The sequence below is a fragment of the Pedobacter sp. G11 genome, from assembly GCF_003860265.1.
In the GTDB taxonomy this organism is placed as follows: Bacteria; Bacteroidota; Bacteroidia; order Sphingobacteriales; family Sphingobacteriaceae; genus Pedobacter; species Pedobacter agri.
The window spans coordinates 1,587,330-1,602,114 of the sequence record NZ_CP034190.1; the positions used below are offsets into that span (position 1 = coordinate 1,587,330).

Here is a 14,785-nt window from a genome sequence, read left to right on the forward strand (position 1 = left end):
TATAAAAATAACTGGAAGTGAGAAGGATGCACCGTCATTCGAAATTCTCCAAATAAAAAAGCCGGCAATTTTTGCAAAAGGCCGGCTCAAAAATATAAATTATTAACCTGTATTATTCTTCTATATAACCAAACCTGCCTTGATTATAATCTTCAATAGCCTGCGTGATTTCAGCCTGTGTATTCATTAAAAACGGCCCGTATTGCACGATTGGCTCGTTAATGGGTTCGCCGCTTAAAATCAAAACAATGCTTTTGGATAAAGCTTCAAGTACAATATGTTCGCCTGTGTTTCCAAAATAAACGAAATGATCAGCTGAAGCGATTTCACGATCACCAATTTTCACTTTGCCCTCTATTACCATAAAGCCAGTATTGTATTTCTCAGGAAAATTAAATGTTGCTTTTCCACCTTCATTTAATCTGGCATTATATAACTCTATTGGTGTAAAGGTACTGGCGCTGCCGGCTATACCATTATATTTACCTGCAATCACTTCAATCTTTCCACCTTGATCCGTCAAATCGAAATGAGCCATTTCACTTTGTTTTATAGCCTGATATTTAGGCTTGCTCATTTTATCCTTTGCGGGTAAATTAACCCAAAGTTGTACCATTTGAAACGGACCACCTTTCAAGCTGTAAGATTCTTCATGATATTCTTTATGCAGAATTCCACTTGCCGCCGTCATCCATTGTACATCACCAGGATAAATAACGCCGCTATTTCCGGTGCTATCATGATGTGCAACAGACCCATGATACGCTATGGTTACGGTTTCAAAGCCGCGATGCGGATGAACACCGACACCACGAGGTTCTTTTCTTGCAGAAAATTCAATCTTGGAGCCATAATCCATTAAAAAAAATGGACTCATGTCGATTTCGTATCCGCCAGGAAAAAAATTGTGAACCCTAAAGCCATCGCCAACCATGTGTGGAGCCGGGGCTTTTAATATTTTGGCTATTTGTTTTGTTTCCATCACCTTATTAAATAACTGAGGCATGGGGCTATGGGCATAGTGATTGCTATGCCCGAAGCTCAAAGCTCTGCACTTAGACTATGCTTGTTTTACAAACTGTAATTCTCCTAAAAGACGCACCTCCTCACTTACCATTACGCCGCCAGTTTCCAATGCTGCATTCCAGGTTAAGCCGAAATCAGAACGGTTAATTTTTCCGCTTAAAGTAAACCCTGCTTTTGTATTTCCCCAAGGATCGGTAGCAATGCCACCAAATTCTGCGGTTAACTTTACAGGTTTAGTTTCGCCTTTAATGGTTAAGTCGCCTTTAACAATATAGTCGCTGCCATCTTTTTCTACTGATGAAGATTTGAACTCGATGTAAGCAAATTTTTCAGCGTCGAAGAAATCAGCGCTTTTTAAGTGATTATCGCGATCGGTATTTCCGGTGTCAATAGAATCAATATCTCCTTTAAAAGAAATCTCAGCATTTTCGAATTCGTCGCCTTCTGATGTTAATTCTGCTGAGAAAGATTTTAAGCTACCCGTTACGGTAGTAATCATTAAGTGTTTTACTTTGAATTGTAATTCGCTGTGGGTTGGATCTAATGCCCATTTAGTAGTTGCCATATCTTTTTGTTTTTGAGATGTTTAATATTTACAACACAAAAGTACAGCAAGGATTTTGGCTTGAAATTGATGTATGGTAATTAAAATTAGTGAATGAGAGAATTAGCAAATTAGTGGATGAGAGAATAGGATTTCGATTAGTCATTCAATCATTCAAAATTAACTGATTTAAATTTACGAAGGCCTGAAGTGTTTATTGGCTAACTCTTTTCTTACCCGGCTAAGCGATTCTGGTGTAATACCTAAATAAGAAGCGATCATCCATTGCGGAACCCGTAAGGTGAGGTTTGGATATAACTTGATGAAATCGAGATAACGTTCCTCGGCAGTTGCGCTTAAAAGCATGTTAATCCTCTTCTGCATGAAGCGGATAGAATTATTTAGCAATCTGGTGTGCATGGGCTGTAAACACGGAACCTGTATGGCTGCCTGTTCCATAAAATCATTTGGCATAATGATGACTTCTGTCGCTTCGATGGCATCAATAAAAAATACGGATGCTTCATTATTCATACTATTCCGATCGGAAATCAGCCAGTTTTCTGGGGCAAACTGTAATATGTGTTCTTTGCCTTTTGAATCAATAGAATATGCCCGCAGTAAACCCTTGCAAACAAAGAAACCGTGTTTAGTAATGTCGCCGGTATATTGAATGATTTCGTTTTTATCAAACTTCTTTATCTTTAAATCCGTAGAAATGCTGTCGAATTGTTCATCAGTTATTTGTATTTTTTCTTTAAGGTAATTTTTAAACTGATCAATCATAAAAGAGAACGATTACTTTTTAGTAGGCTTAATATCAGAAAAATCGACGCCACATTTGCAATTGCCACCGCAGCCATCTTTTTTAACCTGTAGAGATTTGTAAACCAAACGGCCAACATATACCAATGCAACCGCAAAAAGTAAAAAGACTAAAATCGTTTGCGTATCCATGAAACAAATATAAGCTGATTTTGCGGTTTTGAATTCAGCATAATGTAAAAAGGTTATTCCTCCATAAAGCCAACCGTTCCACCAACCCAATCAAAATCTGCATTATAACGAACACCTATCATTTTTCCCCGGCTTAATCTTGCTAAATTGATACAAAGTTGCGGTTCGCCGCCATCCGGCCACAAATACATCATCCTGATTTCCGCCTTTACACCACCATCGGGCGATTGTACTGCTGGCTCATAGTTTACTTTTCGCTGTAAAATCCAGTTTTCAGGATCAGGAATTTTATTGATATCTGCTTCAGTAACATCAATAATTACGCCCATACCAGCAAAGGAGAAAAGTGGTTTCAATACATAGTTTTCCAAATCTGCAGGAATACTTTCAACCTGATCTAGAAAGCGGGTTTCCGGAACGAATTCACTGTTTAAAAATGGCATGGTGTATTTGCTGATTCGGTAAAACCAGTTGGGATGGGTGACCCATTCAATATCTAATTCTTCCCGCGGATCGAAGCTGTCTTTAAAAATGTCACTATTTCCAGCAACTTCATCAAAAATTAAACGATTATAAATCCGCTTCAATTGAATCTGCTGGCCATCTTCTTCATAGAATAATTGTTTGCCAACTTTCTTTATGTCTTCAAGCGCCAGAATTTTAATGCCCAGCATTTTTTGCGTGACAAAAAAGTCGATAGCTGTTTTCTGATTTGGGGCATCAACATCCATCAAAGCCACTTCATGTGGCTGATGTTTACCTATAATAACTTCTTTAAATAGTTTGATGTATTGCCCCTCGTCAAAACCATTTAAGAAATGATTGGTTGAATGATCAATCTCAAAACACTTCCTGAAAGTATTTGATAGATGAATCTGGAAACCATAAAGTGATGGAAACCCCTGCATTTCGATAAGCATTGGGGTTAGTTCACCTGCCTCGTTTTTGCAGATGCCGAAATCGAAGGTTAAAAAATGTGGTTGCTCATTCTCGTTTGGTACATTCCAGTCAGCTGGAATTGATTTTTGTGTCAATTCCTTGAAATTTGGCTGTCTAATTAAGTTTATGATTTCTTCGCCCGCCGCAATTAGTTTTTCCTTCAGTGCTATTGGTACAAACACAGGTGTTTCTGCTACGCGAAAAGGAATTTCAGGATATCCTTTTTCAAGCTCAAGCATGAAATTTTCATACTTTTCCTGGGTAAATTGCTGGTTATATTTTTGACGTTGAGCGGGTATCATAATTTGAATATTTTGTTGAACAGCCAAGCCATTGATTGGTATGAAGCAATCTTTACACTATAAGTTGATTAGCTGGTGTTTTAAGATTGCTTCGTGCCTCACGATGAGGGCTGATTAGTGATTATGCCTCCTGCAAATTTCCTATCGCTTTGCTTAAAAAATTGGGAAGAATAACACTTTGCGTTAATACAATTCTTGCCGGATCATCTAAACTATTGAGCATATCTAAATATTTCTGCTCTCCATGTAAATCGACAATGGCTTTCTTTTTTTCATCCTGAAGCAAATACATTTTCATGCCAACAGGATCGGCTTCCGGGTGAAACTGTGTGCCGATAATTTCATTAGAGAAACGGATAGACATCATACACCTTTCTAAATTAACATGCTTGCGCTCTTTTTCTATAGCTAAAAGTTTAGCGCCTTTTGCTTCGAACGCAGCAAAATCAGGCTCTATTACCTGCCAGTCTCTGCTATCAACAGAGAAAAACGGATTAGTAATGCCGCTAAAGATTTCGTCCTTTTCACCATCTTCCGTTAAGGTGATCGGGAAAATGCCAAACGCATTTGAGCGCCTTTCGGTAACATTTCCTAAAGCATATTTTCTACAAGCCAGCTGAAATGAATGGCAAATTAAAAATGCATATTTTTTTTGATCGCTGTTTGCACTATTGAAAGCTTCAATCTGATCCAATAAGTTAAAAAAATCGTTCTCCCATTTTTCTCCCTCACTTTCGACCGGACTGCCTGGGCCGCCGCTCGAGATATAGGCATCATACTCAATGCCAGGTATTTCACCTTTTTGCCTTAGATCGAAAATATCGAAAGAAAGGTTAATGTTATTGTCGTTTTTAAACCGGGATAAAATTTCCTGAATTCCCCGCATACCCTGATTAGGTGCGCCGTTATTCATATCAATAACGGCGACCTTTAAACCTCTTTTATCCATGATAAAAATTACTTTGCGCCTATAAGTGTTTGAGTAGTAATGTAGTCTACTACGGATTCAAAGTTACCAGTTTGTTGGTAAACTGCCAACTGTCTGTCTGCACCGGTGCCATGCTCCAATATCTTATGGACGTAATTTAAGTCGTTTCGGCAACCTAAATCATCAACAACATCATCCACGAAATCAAGTAATTCTAAAATCAGGTTTCTGCAATTCACTTCCATTTCTTTTCCGAAATCGATTAAATTTCCATCAATTCCATAACGGGCAGCACGCCATTTGTTTTCATTAATTAAGGCTCTGGAATAACTGATAAATTCCATGTTTTGCAAACGAAGTTTATATAATTTTGCACACAGCGCCTGGAATAGTGCTGTAAAAGCCATGGTTTCATCAATTAACATTGGGCAATCGCAAATGCGGAACTCAACGGTGTCGAAGAAGGGGTGTACGCGAATATCCCACCAAATTTTCTTTGCATTATCCATGCAATTGGTTTTGATGAGCAATTTTACATAGTTGTCGTAATCTTCAATGCTATTAAAAATATCAGGAATTCCAGTACGTGGAAACTTATCAAAAATCTTGGTTCTGAAAGATTTATAGCCTGTATTTCGCGATTCCCAGAAAGGAGAATTAGTTGATAACGCAAAAACGTGTGGCAAGAAATACCTAACCTGATTGGCGATGTGTATGGCCAATTCACGTGATTGGAAACCAACGTGTACGTGTAAGCCGAAAATTAAGTTTGAACGAGCTGCCTCCTGCAACTCGTTTACAATTTCATTATAACGGGGATGTTCTGTAATTAACTGTTTTTCCCAATGTGAAAATGGGTGGGTTCCGGCTGCGCCGATTCTTAAACCTTGCTCTCCTGCAAGCTGAGAAACCGTATATCTCAACTGAGAAATTTCTTTACGGGCCTCTTCTGTGGTTTTGCAAATGCCTGTACCTACCTCTACAACGGCCTGGTGCATCTCTGCTTTAACCTGGTCTTTATGGATTTTTTGTGCGGCCTCTACAATTTTTTGGTCATGCGAGGTAAGTTCCCTGGTAACGGGATCAATTACCATGTACTCTTCCTCTATGCCAAGCGTGAATTCATTCATTCTAGTAATATTTGGTTATAATCCCTTTTTATTTTATTGGCTTTTTCTTCGCAACTGGTTTGGTTTCTGTTTTCGGTTCAGCTTTTGGTTTTGCAGGTGCTTTTTCAACTTTTGCTTTAGGCGCCTCTACCTTAGGTGCTGCTTTTGGAGCGGTTGGTGCCGTGGTTTTTGCGATGAGTGGTTTACCTGCAACTGATGCTTTAATGTATTCTCCCCAGGTCAAATTATCCTGCCCCGGCTTTTGAGCTTTTGCTCTTTCGATGGCATAGTTTGCTGTTGTTTCCACTACCCAATCGAAATTTTCCTGACCAACACTTTTAATATCAGCATCGGGAGCAGGGTTGCAGAAATCGATGGCGATAGGCACACCATCACGCACTGCAAATTCAACTGTATTGAAATCATAACCCAGGTACTGGCATAGTTTCAATGTATATTCTTCAACCGTTTTTAACAATTTAGGGTCTGGTGTTTTGCCGTCAACAGCATAACGCAAATGGTGCGGATTGCGTGGCTCATATTGCATAATACGAACATGTTTTCCACCGATACAGTAACATCTGAAATATTCATCAAAAATTATTTCTTCCTGCAAAAGCATCACCAGTTGTTCCGTTCCGCTATGTTTATCAAAGAAATCTTCCTTATCATGCAATTTATATACATCTCTCCATCCTCCGCCATCATAAGGTTTCATATAGGCTGGGAAACCTACATAATCAAAAATCGCATCCCAATTTAACGGCATAGTTAAGTTTGAAAAAGATTCGCCAGTGGTTCCTGTTGGATGTTGACGTGATGGAATTAAAGCGGTTTTCGGAACCGGAACCCCAATTTGTTCAGCCAATGCGTTGTTAAAAAACTTTTCATCAGCACTCCACCAAAATGGGTTGTTAATTACCGCTGTTCCGGTAATGGCAGCATTTTTTAACGATGCCCGGTAAAAAGGTACATCCTGTGAAATACGGTCGATGATTACCGCGTAATCTAATGGACTGTTTTGAAGTATCTTCTCAATTTTAACTGCTTCAGCGCTAATGCCTTTCTCTGCTTTCTGATTAATTCTCTCTACAACGGCTTCAGGAAAAGAGCGCTCCTGGCCAAATAAAATCCCTATTTTTTTCATTGGTACTATTTAAGTTTTATTGTAAAATTTATTAACCGTTTAATCGGTTAATTGTATAAGTAGTTTAGTAGTTAATTGTTTTACTATAAAGTGGTAATTTATAGCTGGGCGATATAATTAGGAAACATTTCCCGCCAAATCGGCCAATCGTGATCGGCATTTTGACGAATGTCCAGCCAATGATTAATACCTTTCTGGGCCAAAATGCCCGATAAACGCTCGTTGTCAGGTCTACACATATCTCTATCTGTTGTACCAAGTACAATTTTCATATAATGAAGTTCCGGATTGCTGTTATTCATCAGGTTATCAACAGGATTATTAAAGTAAACATCATCATTATAAAAACCGTCTAACTGCCCTGAAATGTCAAATGCTCCACTCATGCTAAACATATGACTCACCAACCAGGGGTGCCTGAAGGCAAAATTGGCAGCATGGTATCCACCGAAACTGCAGCCAGCAGTAATAATTTTGCTGTGCCCGGTTTCGTGTCTGGCTAAAGGTGCAACTTCCTCCAGTAGATACCTGTCGTACCAAATGTGATTTTTTACTCTATCTGCGGGATGTATGCTTTTGTTGTACCAGCTTAATTTATCAATGCCATCCGGACAATAAATCTTGATCTTTCCTTCATTAATAAATCCCTCTACAGAATCTATTAATTTGAAGTCTTTGTTTTCGAAATATCGTCCCATACTCGTTGGGAACAGCAGAATAGGGATACCGCCGTGACCAAAGATGAGCATGTCGATTTCAGCACTTAAGTTCGGGCTGTACCACTTTTTATGTTCTTCTTTAACCATATATAAAATTGAATGCTTTAAGATAGATATTAAATTGAATAAAAAGAATCTAATCCTCCTAAAATGTCTCATCATGCAAAAATTTGCTGCTGATAATTAATAGTTTATCAAGATTTGTACCTTTGCAAAAATTTTGAGGCTGTGGCGAGCGATATGAGGATTTGAACATGATTTATACTACAATTTTATCAGTTAACATTAACACCAGCAATTTTAGAATACCTTCTGCTTATTTAAAGCGTGAGGTTGAAATAGATATTTATGCACCTGAAGGCATTTTAGGTAATGAAAAAATAGAACTTCTTCTTTTAAATGATGGACAAGATGTAGCCAAAATGGATTTTGCTAAAATCCTTCAGAATGCACATCATAATAAGAGAAACCACCGGCTAATTGTTGTTGCCATTAAAGCATCAGAAGATCGGTTGATGGAATACGGTGTAGCGGGTGTTCCTGATTTTAAAGGCAGGGGAGCCAAAGCAAATTTGTATACTGATTTTGTGATTAAAGAACTGTTGCCTTTTATAAAAAAGAAAATCGCGATGCCAATCACTGGTAAAGTAGCATTTGCTGGTTTCTCATTAGGTGGGTTATCTGCCTTTGATATCGCCTGGAATAATCCTTCTGTTTTTGATGCGATAGGAGTTTTCTCTGGTGCTTTTTGGTGGCGGAAAAAAGATTTGGCTGATGGCTACACTGATGCAGATCGCATTATGCATGCCTTGATCGATTCTACTTCAACGAAATCAGACATGAAATTCTGGTTGATGACGGGTACTGAAGATGAAAAGGCAGATCGCAATAAAAACCTGATCATCGATTCAATTGATGATACAATTGATGTGGTTAAGTCACTGCTAAAAAAAGGTTATAAGCGCCCTGAACACGTTTTTTATTATGAAAGAGTTGGTGGAAAGCATGATGTGCCAACCTGGGAAAGTGTAATGCCTGCGTTTTTAGATTGGGCATTTGAAGTTTAGCAATTCTTATTTATACTTTTGAAAAATCGGCGTATCGAAAATGGTCCAAAGGCAAGCCTTTTGGTTACTGGCTTTTAGTCCATTATTAGCCCAGGTGTTGCAGGTTTTAAGTATACTATAGCTGCCTATAGCTTCATAGAAAGCATCTGTTTGATCGTAATGAATACTGGTTTTAATATGGATGAAATTTCCGTTTTGATCTTTGCTAAAACTTGCAGAAATATACTCAACCAGTTGCTGGTATTGTGCTTTACTAATGTGTAGTTTTTTACAATGCTGATCTTCTACAACGGTTTTGTAAAACGTTGTATGCATTGCAGACTCGCTTAAACCAGAAATTGCCCGCAACGCTGTGCTGATTTTTAAATCTGAAAATTCTGGAGTTTCCAGATAAAATTTTTTATCTCCCCAACCAAAAGCTAAATAATTGTAACTGCTATCTGCTGCTAAGGTATGGCTATATTTTATTTCACGGGTCCAATCTTGCAGTGAGTTTTTTGACGGTACCACAATATCAGTGTGGATACCGTTGGTCATGATATAAATAGTTATATCTTCTGAATTGCTGGCTTTGTTGTTAATTGAAATCCGCGACAAAGTAAAAGCAAGCAGAAAATAAAAAGTGATTAAAGAAAGCAACCCTATTGTAAATCTTGCTGTATATCTTAAAAACCTTTTGCTCATCGATATTAATACTGAAACACCAGTTAGGGTAACCCATAAATATGAATCGATTTTTTTGATGCCCAGATCGAGAAAGATGATTTTTTATAACTTTTGTAATGCCATAACTTCACAGCATGATTAAAGGATTATTTGAAACACATTTATATGTTGCAGATTTAGAAAGATCAATAGATTTTTATAAAAATACGCTTGGCTTATCGCAGTGTTATTATGAAGAAAGCCGGCGAGCTGCATTTTTCTGGGTGGGCAAACCAAAAGAATATATGCTGGGTATTTGGGAGAAATCCAAAGAAGAGGTTGAGATTAGACATTTTGCCTTCCGATGTGAATTGGGGGATATTCTTGATCAATCGGTTAGCTTTCTTAAATCGAAAGGATTAAAACCTTATAATTTTCTGAAAGATGGTAGCGATCAACCGATGGTTTTTGCATGGATGCCAGCATTAGCTATTTACTTTCATGATCCTGATGGCCATGTTTTAGAATTTATTGCCATTTTAGATGGAGAAGCAAAGCCGGAATTGGGTGTGACTTCATACGAAAATTGGTTAAACGCTCAATGAAGTTATTAGAGTTTGGTTTAAAACTTCGATAGTATGATTGTATAATGGTATAAACTCGATGGCAATGACAGCCCCGAATCTTTTAATGAGGGCTAAAATGTACAGCGGGGCATAACCAAGCCGAAAAGATTCAGCACTTACTTTTCAACTTAAAAATGAGATAATTGCAACATTATCATAGCATTAATTAGTGAGACGTATAGTAGAAAATCCATTTGTAAACACTATCTTTGCGCCAAATTTGAGGCGCATTTTATGCAAAAGATTAGAAATATAGCTATTATAGCACACGTTGACCACGGTAAAACCACTTTGGTTGATAAGATTTTACACTCTTGTTCTATTTTTCGTGACAACGAACAAACAGGAGAGTTGATATTGGATAACAACGATTTAGAGCGTGAGCGTGGTATCACAATCGTATCTAAAAACGTTTCTGTTCAGTACAAAGACGTAAAAATTAACATTATCGATACACCTGGTCACGCGGATTTTGGCGGTGAGGTAGAGCGTGTATTGAAAATGGCCGATGGTGTACTTTTACTTTGCGATGCTTTTGAAGGTGCAATGCCTCAAACGCGTTTCGTAACGCAAAAAGCTTTGGCTTTAGGTTTAAAACCTATCGTAGTTGTAAACAAAGTTGATAAAGAAAACTGTCGCCCGGAAGAGGTTTACGAACAAATTTTCGAATTATTCTTTAACCTTGAAGCAACTGAAGAACAATTGGATTTCCCGGTAATTTACGGTTCATCTAAACAAGGATGGATGAGTACCGACTGGCAAAGACCAACTACTGATATTTTTGCTTTGTTAGATGCTGTGGTAGAAAATATTCCTGCGGCACCAATTAACGATGGTACTTTACAAATGCAAATCACTTCGTTAGATTATTCATCTTTCGTAGGTCGTATTGCAATTGGTCGTGTTCACCGTGGTACAATTAAAGAAAACCAACCCGTTACTTTAATTAAACGTGATGGCAAAATTGTTAAATCAAGAGTAAAAGAACTTTATACTTTCGAAGGTTTGGGTAAAGTTAAGGCTACTGAAGTAAGTTCTGGCGATATTTGTGCCGTTGTAGGTATTGATGGTTTTGATATTGGTGATACCATTGCTGATTTCGATGCACCAGAGCAATTACCTGTAATTAGTATTGATGAGCCAACAATGAACATGTTGTTTACCATCAATAACTCACCTTTCTTTGGTAAAGAAGGTAAGTTGGTAACTTCTCAACGTATTAAAGACCGTTTGATTAAGGAAATGGAGAAAAACCTGGCGTTAAAAGTAGTTGAAACTGCTTCTCCAGATTCATGGCTGGTTTATGGCCGTGGTATTCTTCACTTATCAGTTTTAATCGAAACGATGCGTCGTGAAGGTTATGAGTTACAAGTAGGTCAGCCACAGGTTATCGTTAAAGAAATCGATGGTAAAAAACATGAGCCGATTGAAACTCTAATTGTAGATGTACCTGCTGAAGTTTCTGGTAAAGTAATTGAATTGGTAACTCAACGTAAAGGTGAGTTGTTAATTATGGAGCCAAAAGGCGATTTACAACACCTGGAATTCGAAATTCCTTCTCGTGGAATTATCGGTTTACGTAATAACGTTTTAACTGCAACAGCAGGTGAGGCGATTATGGCACACCGTTTCAAAGCTTATGAGCCTTGGAAAGGTACAATTCCTGGTCGTTTAAATGGTGTATTAATCTCTATGGATAAAGGTACTACTACTGCTTATTCAATTGATAAATTACAAGACAGAGGTCGTTTCTTTGTTGATCCGGGAGTTGATATTTACGAAGGACAAATTCTTGGTGAGCACATCCGCGATAACGATTTAGTGATTAACGTTGTTAAAGGTAAAGCCTTAACCAACATGCGTGCTTCTGGTACTGATGATAACACGCGTATTGCACCGGCAATTAAATTCTCTTTAGAAGAATCTATGGAATACATCCAGGCCGATGAGTATATCGAGGTTACACCTGCAAGTATGCGTTTACGTAAAATCTTCTTAACAGAACAAGAACGTAAAGTTAAAGGCAAAAACTTCGCTTAGAAGCCTACAATTCTATCCATCAGGAAGAATTTTAAATAACATAAGCCCATTTCTTAATAGAGATGGGCTTTTTTATTGGGCAAAATCATAGCGCTTCAATTTTTTCTGATACAAAGAGTTGCCTGTGTAATATCAGAAATACCTCTGCTACTCTATTAGAAAAGCAGTTTCCGGTTTGATTTTTAACGTCAGTCCTTCTTTCCGCTATATCTTTTCGGCTTAAAACTAACCAAGCTAAATTCAGTTTCTGCGGAACTGCAAAAGTTTTTAGCCAAAAAGTATACCGCTGCAATAAGGTTTAAAGCACCTGTAATAATGCAATTAATCAGGTTGCTGGCAAAACTGTTTAAATTAATCAAGAGCATAATTTTCTGTCAGTAAAATTTCAAACCATCGCTGTCAATAAAAATCTAACATTTTGATGGCATAAGTTTTTTCGCTCATTTTTAGCTTTGCAAAACAACTAATCTGGTATGATTAAAAAGGGCATTTCCCACTTGGGAATATTTTTTTTAGGCGTATTATCCTTACTACCGTTATCTATTTTATACGTTTTAGCTGATGGAGTTTATGTGTTAATCTATTATGTTTTCGGTTATCGTAAAAAGGTAGTTCGAGAAAATTTGCTGCGGGCTTTGCCTGAAAAATCTCTCCCTGAAATAGAAGCCATCGAAAAAAAATTTTTCAAGTACTTAACTTCGCTCATTTTCGAAATTTTGAAAATGAATCATATCTCAAAAAAGGAAATAGAAAAAAGGTATGTGTTCAGGAATAAAGAATTTTTACAAGCTTATTTAGACAGGGGTGAAAGTGTATTGGTTTGTTCGGCACACTATGGCAACTGGGAATGGGGTACTATGGGCATCGGACTCAATTTCCAGGGCGATCATTATCCAATTTACAAGCCATTAACTAACCCTGTTTTTGATGATTGGTTTAAAAAAATAAGGAGCCGTTTCGGAAACAAGATGATTGCCATGCGACAAACTATGAGGGCATTGGCAGCGAGTAAAGGGAAGCCTAACATTTTCAGTTTTGGAAACGATCAGGCACCATCAAAAGATGAATCGCATTACTGGACTACCTTTTTGCATCAACAGGCATCTATTCAGCTTGGCATTGAAAAAATCGCGAAGAAAACCAATAGACCGATATTTTATTTTAAAGTTAAGGTGCTAAAGCGAGGTTACTACGAAGTAGATTGTGTGCCACTTTGCTTAAATCCGGCAGAAACACAGGAATTCGAAATTACAGAAATGCATACCCGCTTTCTCGAAGAAATTATCAGGCAAGAACCCGAATATTGGTTATGGAGTCACCGCCGCTGGAAATATCAGCCCAGAACTAAAACAAGTGTTTTTTCCAAAACGCAAGATCATCAAGAGGTCTAATATTTTATATTTGTCGGTATAATCAATACCCGATGAAAATTTTTAAAAGAGCAATCACCTGTGTTTTTCTATCTATTGTTTTGCTCTTCGCAGGTTTATTCATCTGGCATCCCTATCTGATACGGGTGTTATGGTATCGTACGCCTAACGCAACTACTTATAAGGCATTTCCGCAGGAAACCGTAAATAAAAGTGATTCTGCCTTCCACTTCTCTCGCACGTCCAAAATGAGAAATGACCTGAATGCGCTGAAAGTTCGTGATGGCGACAAGAAATTGATTTCTTTTTCGGATTATTTCGAGCAGGGGAGGTTAAATGCTTTCATCGTGATTCGAAATGATACTGTTTTATTTGAGAAATATCGTATCGGTTATTCAGACAGTACATTAACAACCATATTTTCAGGAGCAAAAAGCATGGTTTCGATTATGTTGGGGCAAGCTTTAGCAGCCGGAAAGATCAGAAATTTAAATGATAAGGTAACAGCTTATCTTCCTGAATTAAAATCTAATCCTGCTTTTGAAAATATAACGTTGAAACATCTTCTGGAAATGAAATCGGGTTTGGATTTTCAAGATGCATTGGGCGGTGTTGTTAAAGCTTTTTTTTCAGATGAGGCCAAATATTATTACACACATGATATGAAAGCTGAGCTAATGAAAGTTAAGTTGGTGAATCAACCCGGCACCGTATGGAAGTACAAAAGCATTGATCCGATAGTGTTGGGCTGGGTTTTGGAAAAGGCCTGTGGCAAATCAGTTGCTCATAATTTTGAAGAAAATATCTGGCGGAAAATTGGGACAGAGCATCCTGCATCTTTTGGTCTGGACCATCCAGGTGGGCTGGCCAACACCGCAAGTAGATTTCAGGTTACTGCCATTGATCTCGCTAAAATCGGTCGCTTGTATCTTCATCATGGAAAATATAATAACAATCAAATTGTTCCGGCAGATTGGGTAAAACAGTCTGTTAACATTGGTAATGAAAAACCGGCTTCGGCTAAGGGTTGGCAGAAATCGGCCCATCATTACCTCTGGTGGATTCCTCAGGAAGGCGATAGTGGAGATTACGCTGCGGAAGGGATGTTGGGCCAAAGACTTTATGTAGACTCAAAAACAAATACGATTATTGTTCAATTTGCCGACCACGGCGCAGGCGATTATCCGTACAGAAAAATAAGCCGATACTTTGCAGGGTTGCCTTTCAGTTATCCAAGAAACTGATTTTAACCGCAAAAAACGCAACGAAATATTCGCAAAGGACGAAAAGTTAACGTTTAGCTTAGCGCTCTTTGCGCTTGCTTTTAATTTCTTTGCGGTTAACTTTTTAAAATGTTACATTGCCT

15 protein-coding genes are annotated in these 14,785 nt (G+C 38.0%); 5 read left to right on the plus strand and 10 right to left on the minus strand.

From position 1 onward, the window contains the following. Positions 1 to 112: 112 nt before the first annotated feature. The 9 genes from EA772_RS06950 to EA772_RS06990 form a co-directional block, all read right to left on the minus strand. Positions 113 to 982, minus strand: a complete 870-nt coding sequence (locus tag EA772_RS06950) for a pirin family protein (protein ID WP_124912050.1) — start codon at positions 980 to 982, stop codon at positions 113 to 115. 78 nt (positions 983 to 1,060) lie between these two features. Beyond that, positions 1,061 to 1,591, minus strand: a complete 531-nt coding sequence (locus EA772_RS06955) for a YceI family protein (protein WP_010603319.1) — start codon at positions 1,589 to 1,591, stop codon at positions 1,061 to 1,063. Positions 1,592 to 1,765: 174 nt separating this feature from the next. Next, entirely contained in the window at positions 1,766 to 2,356 is a 591-nt protein-coding gene (locus tag EA772_RS06960; protein ID WP_010599728.1) for a Crp/Fnr family transcriptional regulator, read from the minus strand. Positions 2,357 to 2,368: 12 nt separating this feature from the next. Further along, positions 2,369 to 2,527, minus strand: coding sequence for a FeoB-associated Cys-rich membrane protein (locus EA772_RS06965; protein ID WP_010599727.1), 159 nt, complete (start codon positions 2,525 to 2,527; stop codon positions 2,369 to 2,371). Between the two features lie 53 nt (positions 2,528 to 2,580). After that, positions 2,581 to 3,768: a hypothetical protein gene (locus tag EA772_RS06970; protein ID WP_124912052.1), complete on the minus strand. Its 1,188-nt coding sequence runs from the start codon at positions 3,766 to 3,768 to the stop codon at positions 2,581 to 2,583. A gap of 121 nt (positions 3,769 to 3,889) precedes the next feature. Beyond that, complete coding sequence (locus tag EA772_RS06975; protein WP_124912054.1) at positions 3,890 to 4,717, minus strand: type 1 glutamine amidotransferase; 828 nt, start codon at positions 4,715 to 4,717, stop codon at positions 3,890 to 3,892. An 8-nt stretch (positions 4,718 to 4,725) separates the two neighbouring features. Beyond that, positions 4,726 to 5,826, minus strand: coding sequence for a carboxylate-amine ligase (locus EA772_RS06980; protein ID WP_010599724.1), 1,101 nt, complete (start codon positions 5,824 to 5,826; stop codon positions 4,726 to 4,728). Between the two features lie 28 nt (positions 5,827 to 5,854). Beyond that, positions 5,855 to 6,952, minus strand: a complete 1,098-nt coding sequence (locus tag EA772_RS06985) for a hypothetical protein (RefSeq protein WP_124912056.1) — start codon at positions 6,950 to 6,952, stop codon at positions 5,855 to 5,857. 98 nt (positions 6,953 to 7,050) lie between these two features. After that, the gene (locus EA772_RS06990; RefSeq protein WP_010599722.1) at positions 7,051 to 7,758 is read right to left on the minus strand and encodes an esterase family protein; all 708 of its coding nucleotides are present in this window, start codon (positions 7,756 to 7,758) and stop codon (positions 7,051 to 7,053) included. Positions 7,759 to 7,925: 167 nt separating this feature from the next. On the opposite strand from EA772_RS06990, the gene EA772_RS06995 reads away from it, so the two are divergent. After that, entirely contained in the window at positions 7,926 to 8,738 is an 813-nt protein-coding gene (locus EA772_RS06995; RefSeq protein ID WP_124912058.1) for an esterase family protein, read from the plus strand. Between the two features lie 6 nt (positions 8,739 to 8,744). On the opposite strand, the gene EA772_RS07000 is transcribed toward EA772_RS06995, so the two are convergent. Continuing rightward, on the minus strand, positions 8,745 to 9,422 hold the full coding sequence (locus EA772_RS07000; RefSeq protein ID WP_124912060.1) for a TIGR02117 family protein: 678 nt from the start codon (positions 9,420 to 9,422) through the stop codon (positions 8,745 to 8,747). Positions 9,423 to 9,538: 116 nt separating this feature from the next. Between EA772_RS07000 and EA772_RS07005 the strand changes: the two genes are divergently transcribed. The 4 genes from EA772_RS07005 to EA772_RS07020 all read left to right on the plus strand — a co-directional run bounded on the left by EA772_RS07005 (position 9,539) and on the right by EA772_RS07020 (position 14,663). Next, positions 9,539 to 9,988 carry a VOC family protein gene (locus EA772_RS07005; RefSeq protein WP_124912062.1) on the plus strand — a complete coding sequence of 150 codons (450 nt, stop codon included), beginning with the start codon at positions 9,539 to 9,541 and terminating at the stop codon, positions 9,986 to 9,988. A 255-nt stretch (positions 9,989 to 10,243) separates the two neighbouring features. Continuing rightward, positions 10,244 to 12,049: a translational GTPase TypA gene (gene typA / locus EA772_RS07010; protein ID WP_124912064.1), complete on the plus strand. Its 1,806-nt coding sequence runs from the start codon at positions 10,244 to 10,246 to the stop codon at positions 12,047 to 12,049. A gap of 473 nt (positions 12,050 to 12,522) precedes the next feature. Then, positions 12,523 to 13,440, plus strand: coding sequence for a lysophospholipid acyltransferase family protein (locus EA772_RS07015; RefSeq protein ID WP_124912066.1), 918 nt, complete (start codon positions 12,523 to 12,525; stop codon positions 13,438 to 13,440). A 32-nt stretch (positions 13,441 to 13,472) separates the two neighbouring features. After that, positions 13,473 to 14,663, plus strand: a complete 1,191-nt coding sequence (locus tag EA772_RS07020) for a serine hydrolase (protein ID WP_124912068.1) — start codon at positions 13,473 to 13,475, stop codon at positions 14,661 to 14,663. The last annotated feature ends 122 nt before the right edge of the window (positions 14,664 to 14,785 follow it).

Bases quoted from the DNA above. Each gene is read 5' to 3' on its own strand.
- EA772_RS06950 (WP_124912050.1), bottom strand. From the start codon at position 982: ATGGAAACAAAACAAATAGCCAAAATATTAAAAGCCCCGGCTCCACAC.
- EA772_RS06955 (WP_010603319.1), bottom strand. From the start codon at position 1,591: ATGGCAACTACTAAATGGGCATTAGATCCAACCCACAGCGAATTACAA.
- EA772_RS06960 (WP_010599728.1), bottom strand. From the start codon at position 2,356: ATGATTGATCAGTTTAAAAATTACCTTAAAGAAAAAATACAAATAACT.
- EA772_RS06965 (WP_010599727.1), bottom strand. From the start codon at position 2,527: ATGGATACGCAAACGATTTTAGTCTTTTTACTTTTTGCGGTTGCATTG.
- EA772_RS06970 (WP_124912052.1), bottom strand. From the start codon at position 3,768: ATGATACCCGCTCAACGTCAAAAATATAACCAGCAATTTACCCAGGAA.
- EA772_RS06975 (WP_124912054.1), bottom strand. From the start codon at position 4,717: ATGGATAAAAGAGGTTTAAAGGTCGCCGTTATTGATATGAATAACGGC.
- EA772_RS06980 (WP_010599724.1), bottom strand. From the start codon at position 5,826: ATGAATGAATTCACGCTTGGCATAGAGGAAGAGTACATGGTAATTGAT.
- EA772_RS06985 (WP_124912056.1), bottom strand. From the start codon at position 6,952: ATGAAAAAAATAGGGATTTTATTTGGCCAGGAGCGCTCTTTTCCTGAA.
- EA772_RS06990 (WP_010599722.1), bottom strand. From the start codon at position 7,758: ATGGTTAAAGAAGAACATAAAAAGTGGTACAGCCCGAACTTAAGTGCT.
- EA772_RS06995 (WP_124912058.1), top strand. From the start codon at position 7,926: ATGATTTATACTACAATTTTATCAGTTAACATTAACACCAGCAATTTT.
- EA772_RS07000 (WP_124912060.1), bottom strand. From the start codon at position 9,422: ATGAGCAAAAGGTTTTTAAGATATACAGCAAGATTTACAATAGGGTTG.
- EA772_RS07005 (WP_124912062.1), top strand. From the start codon at position 9,539: ATGATTAAAGGATTATTTGAAACACATTTATATGTTGCAGATTTAGAA.
- typA (WP_124912064.1), top strand. From the start codon at position 10,244: ATGCAAAAGATTAGAAATATAGCTATTATAGCACACGTTGACCACGGT.
- EA772_RS07015 (WP_124912066.1), top strand. From the start codon at position 12,523: ATGATTAAAAAGGGCATTTCCCACTTGGGAATATTTTTTTTAGGCGTA.
- EA772_RS07020 (WP_124912068.1), top strand. From the start codon at position 13,473: ATGAAAATTTTTAAAAGAGCAATCACCTGTGTTTTTCTATCTATTGTT.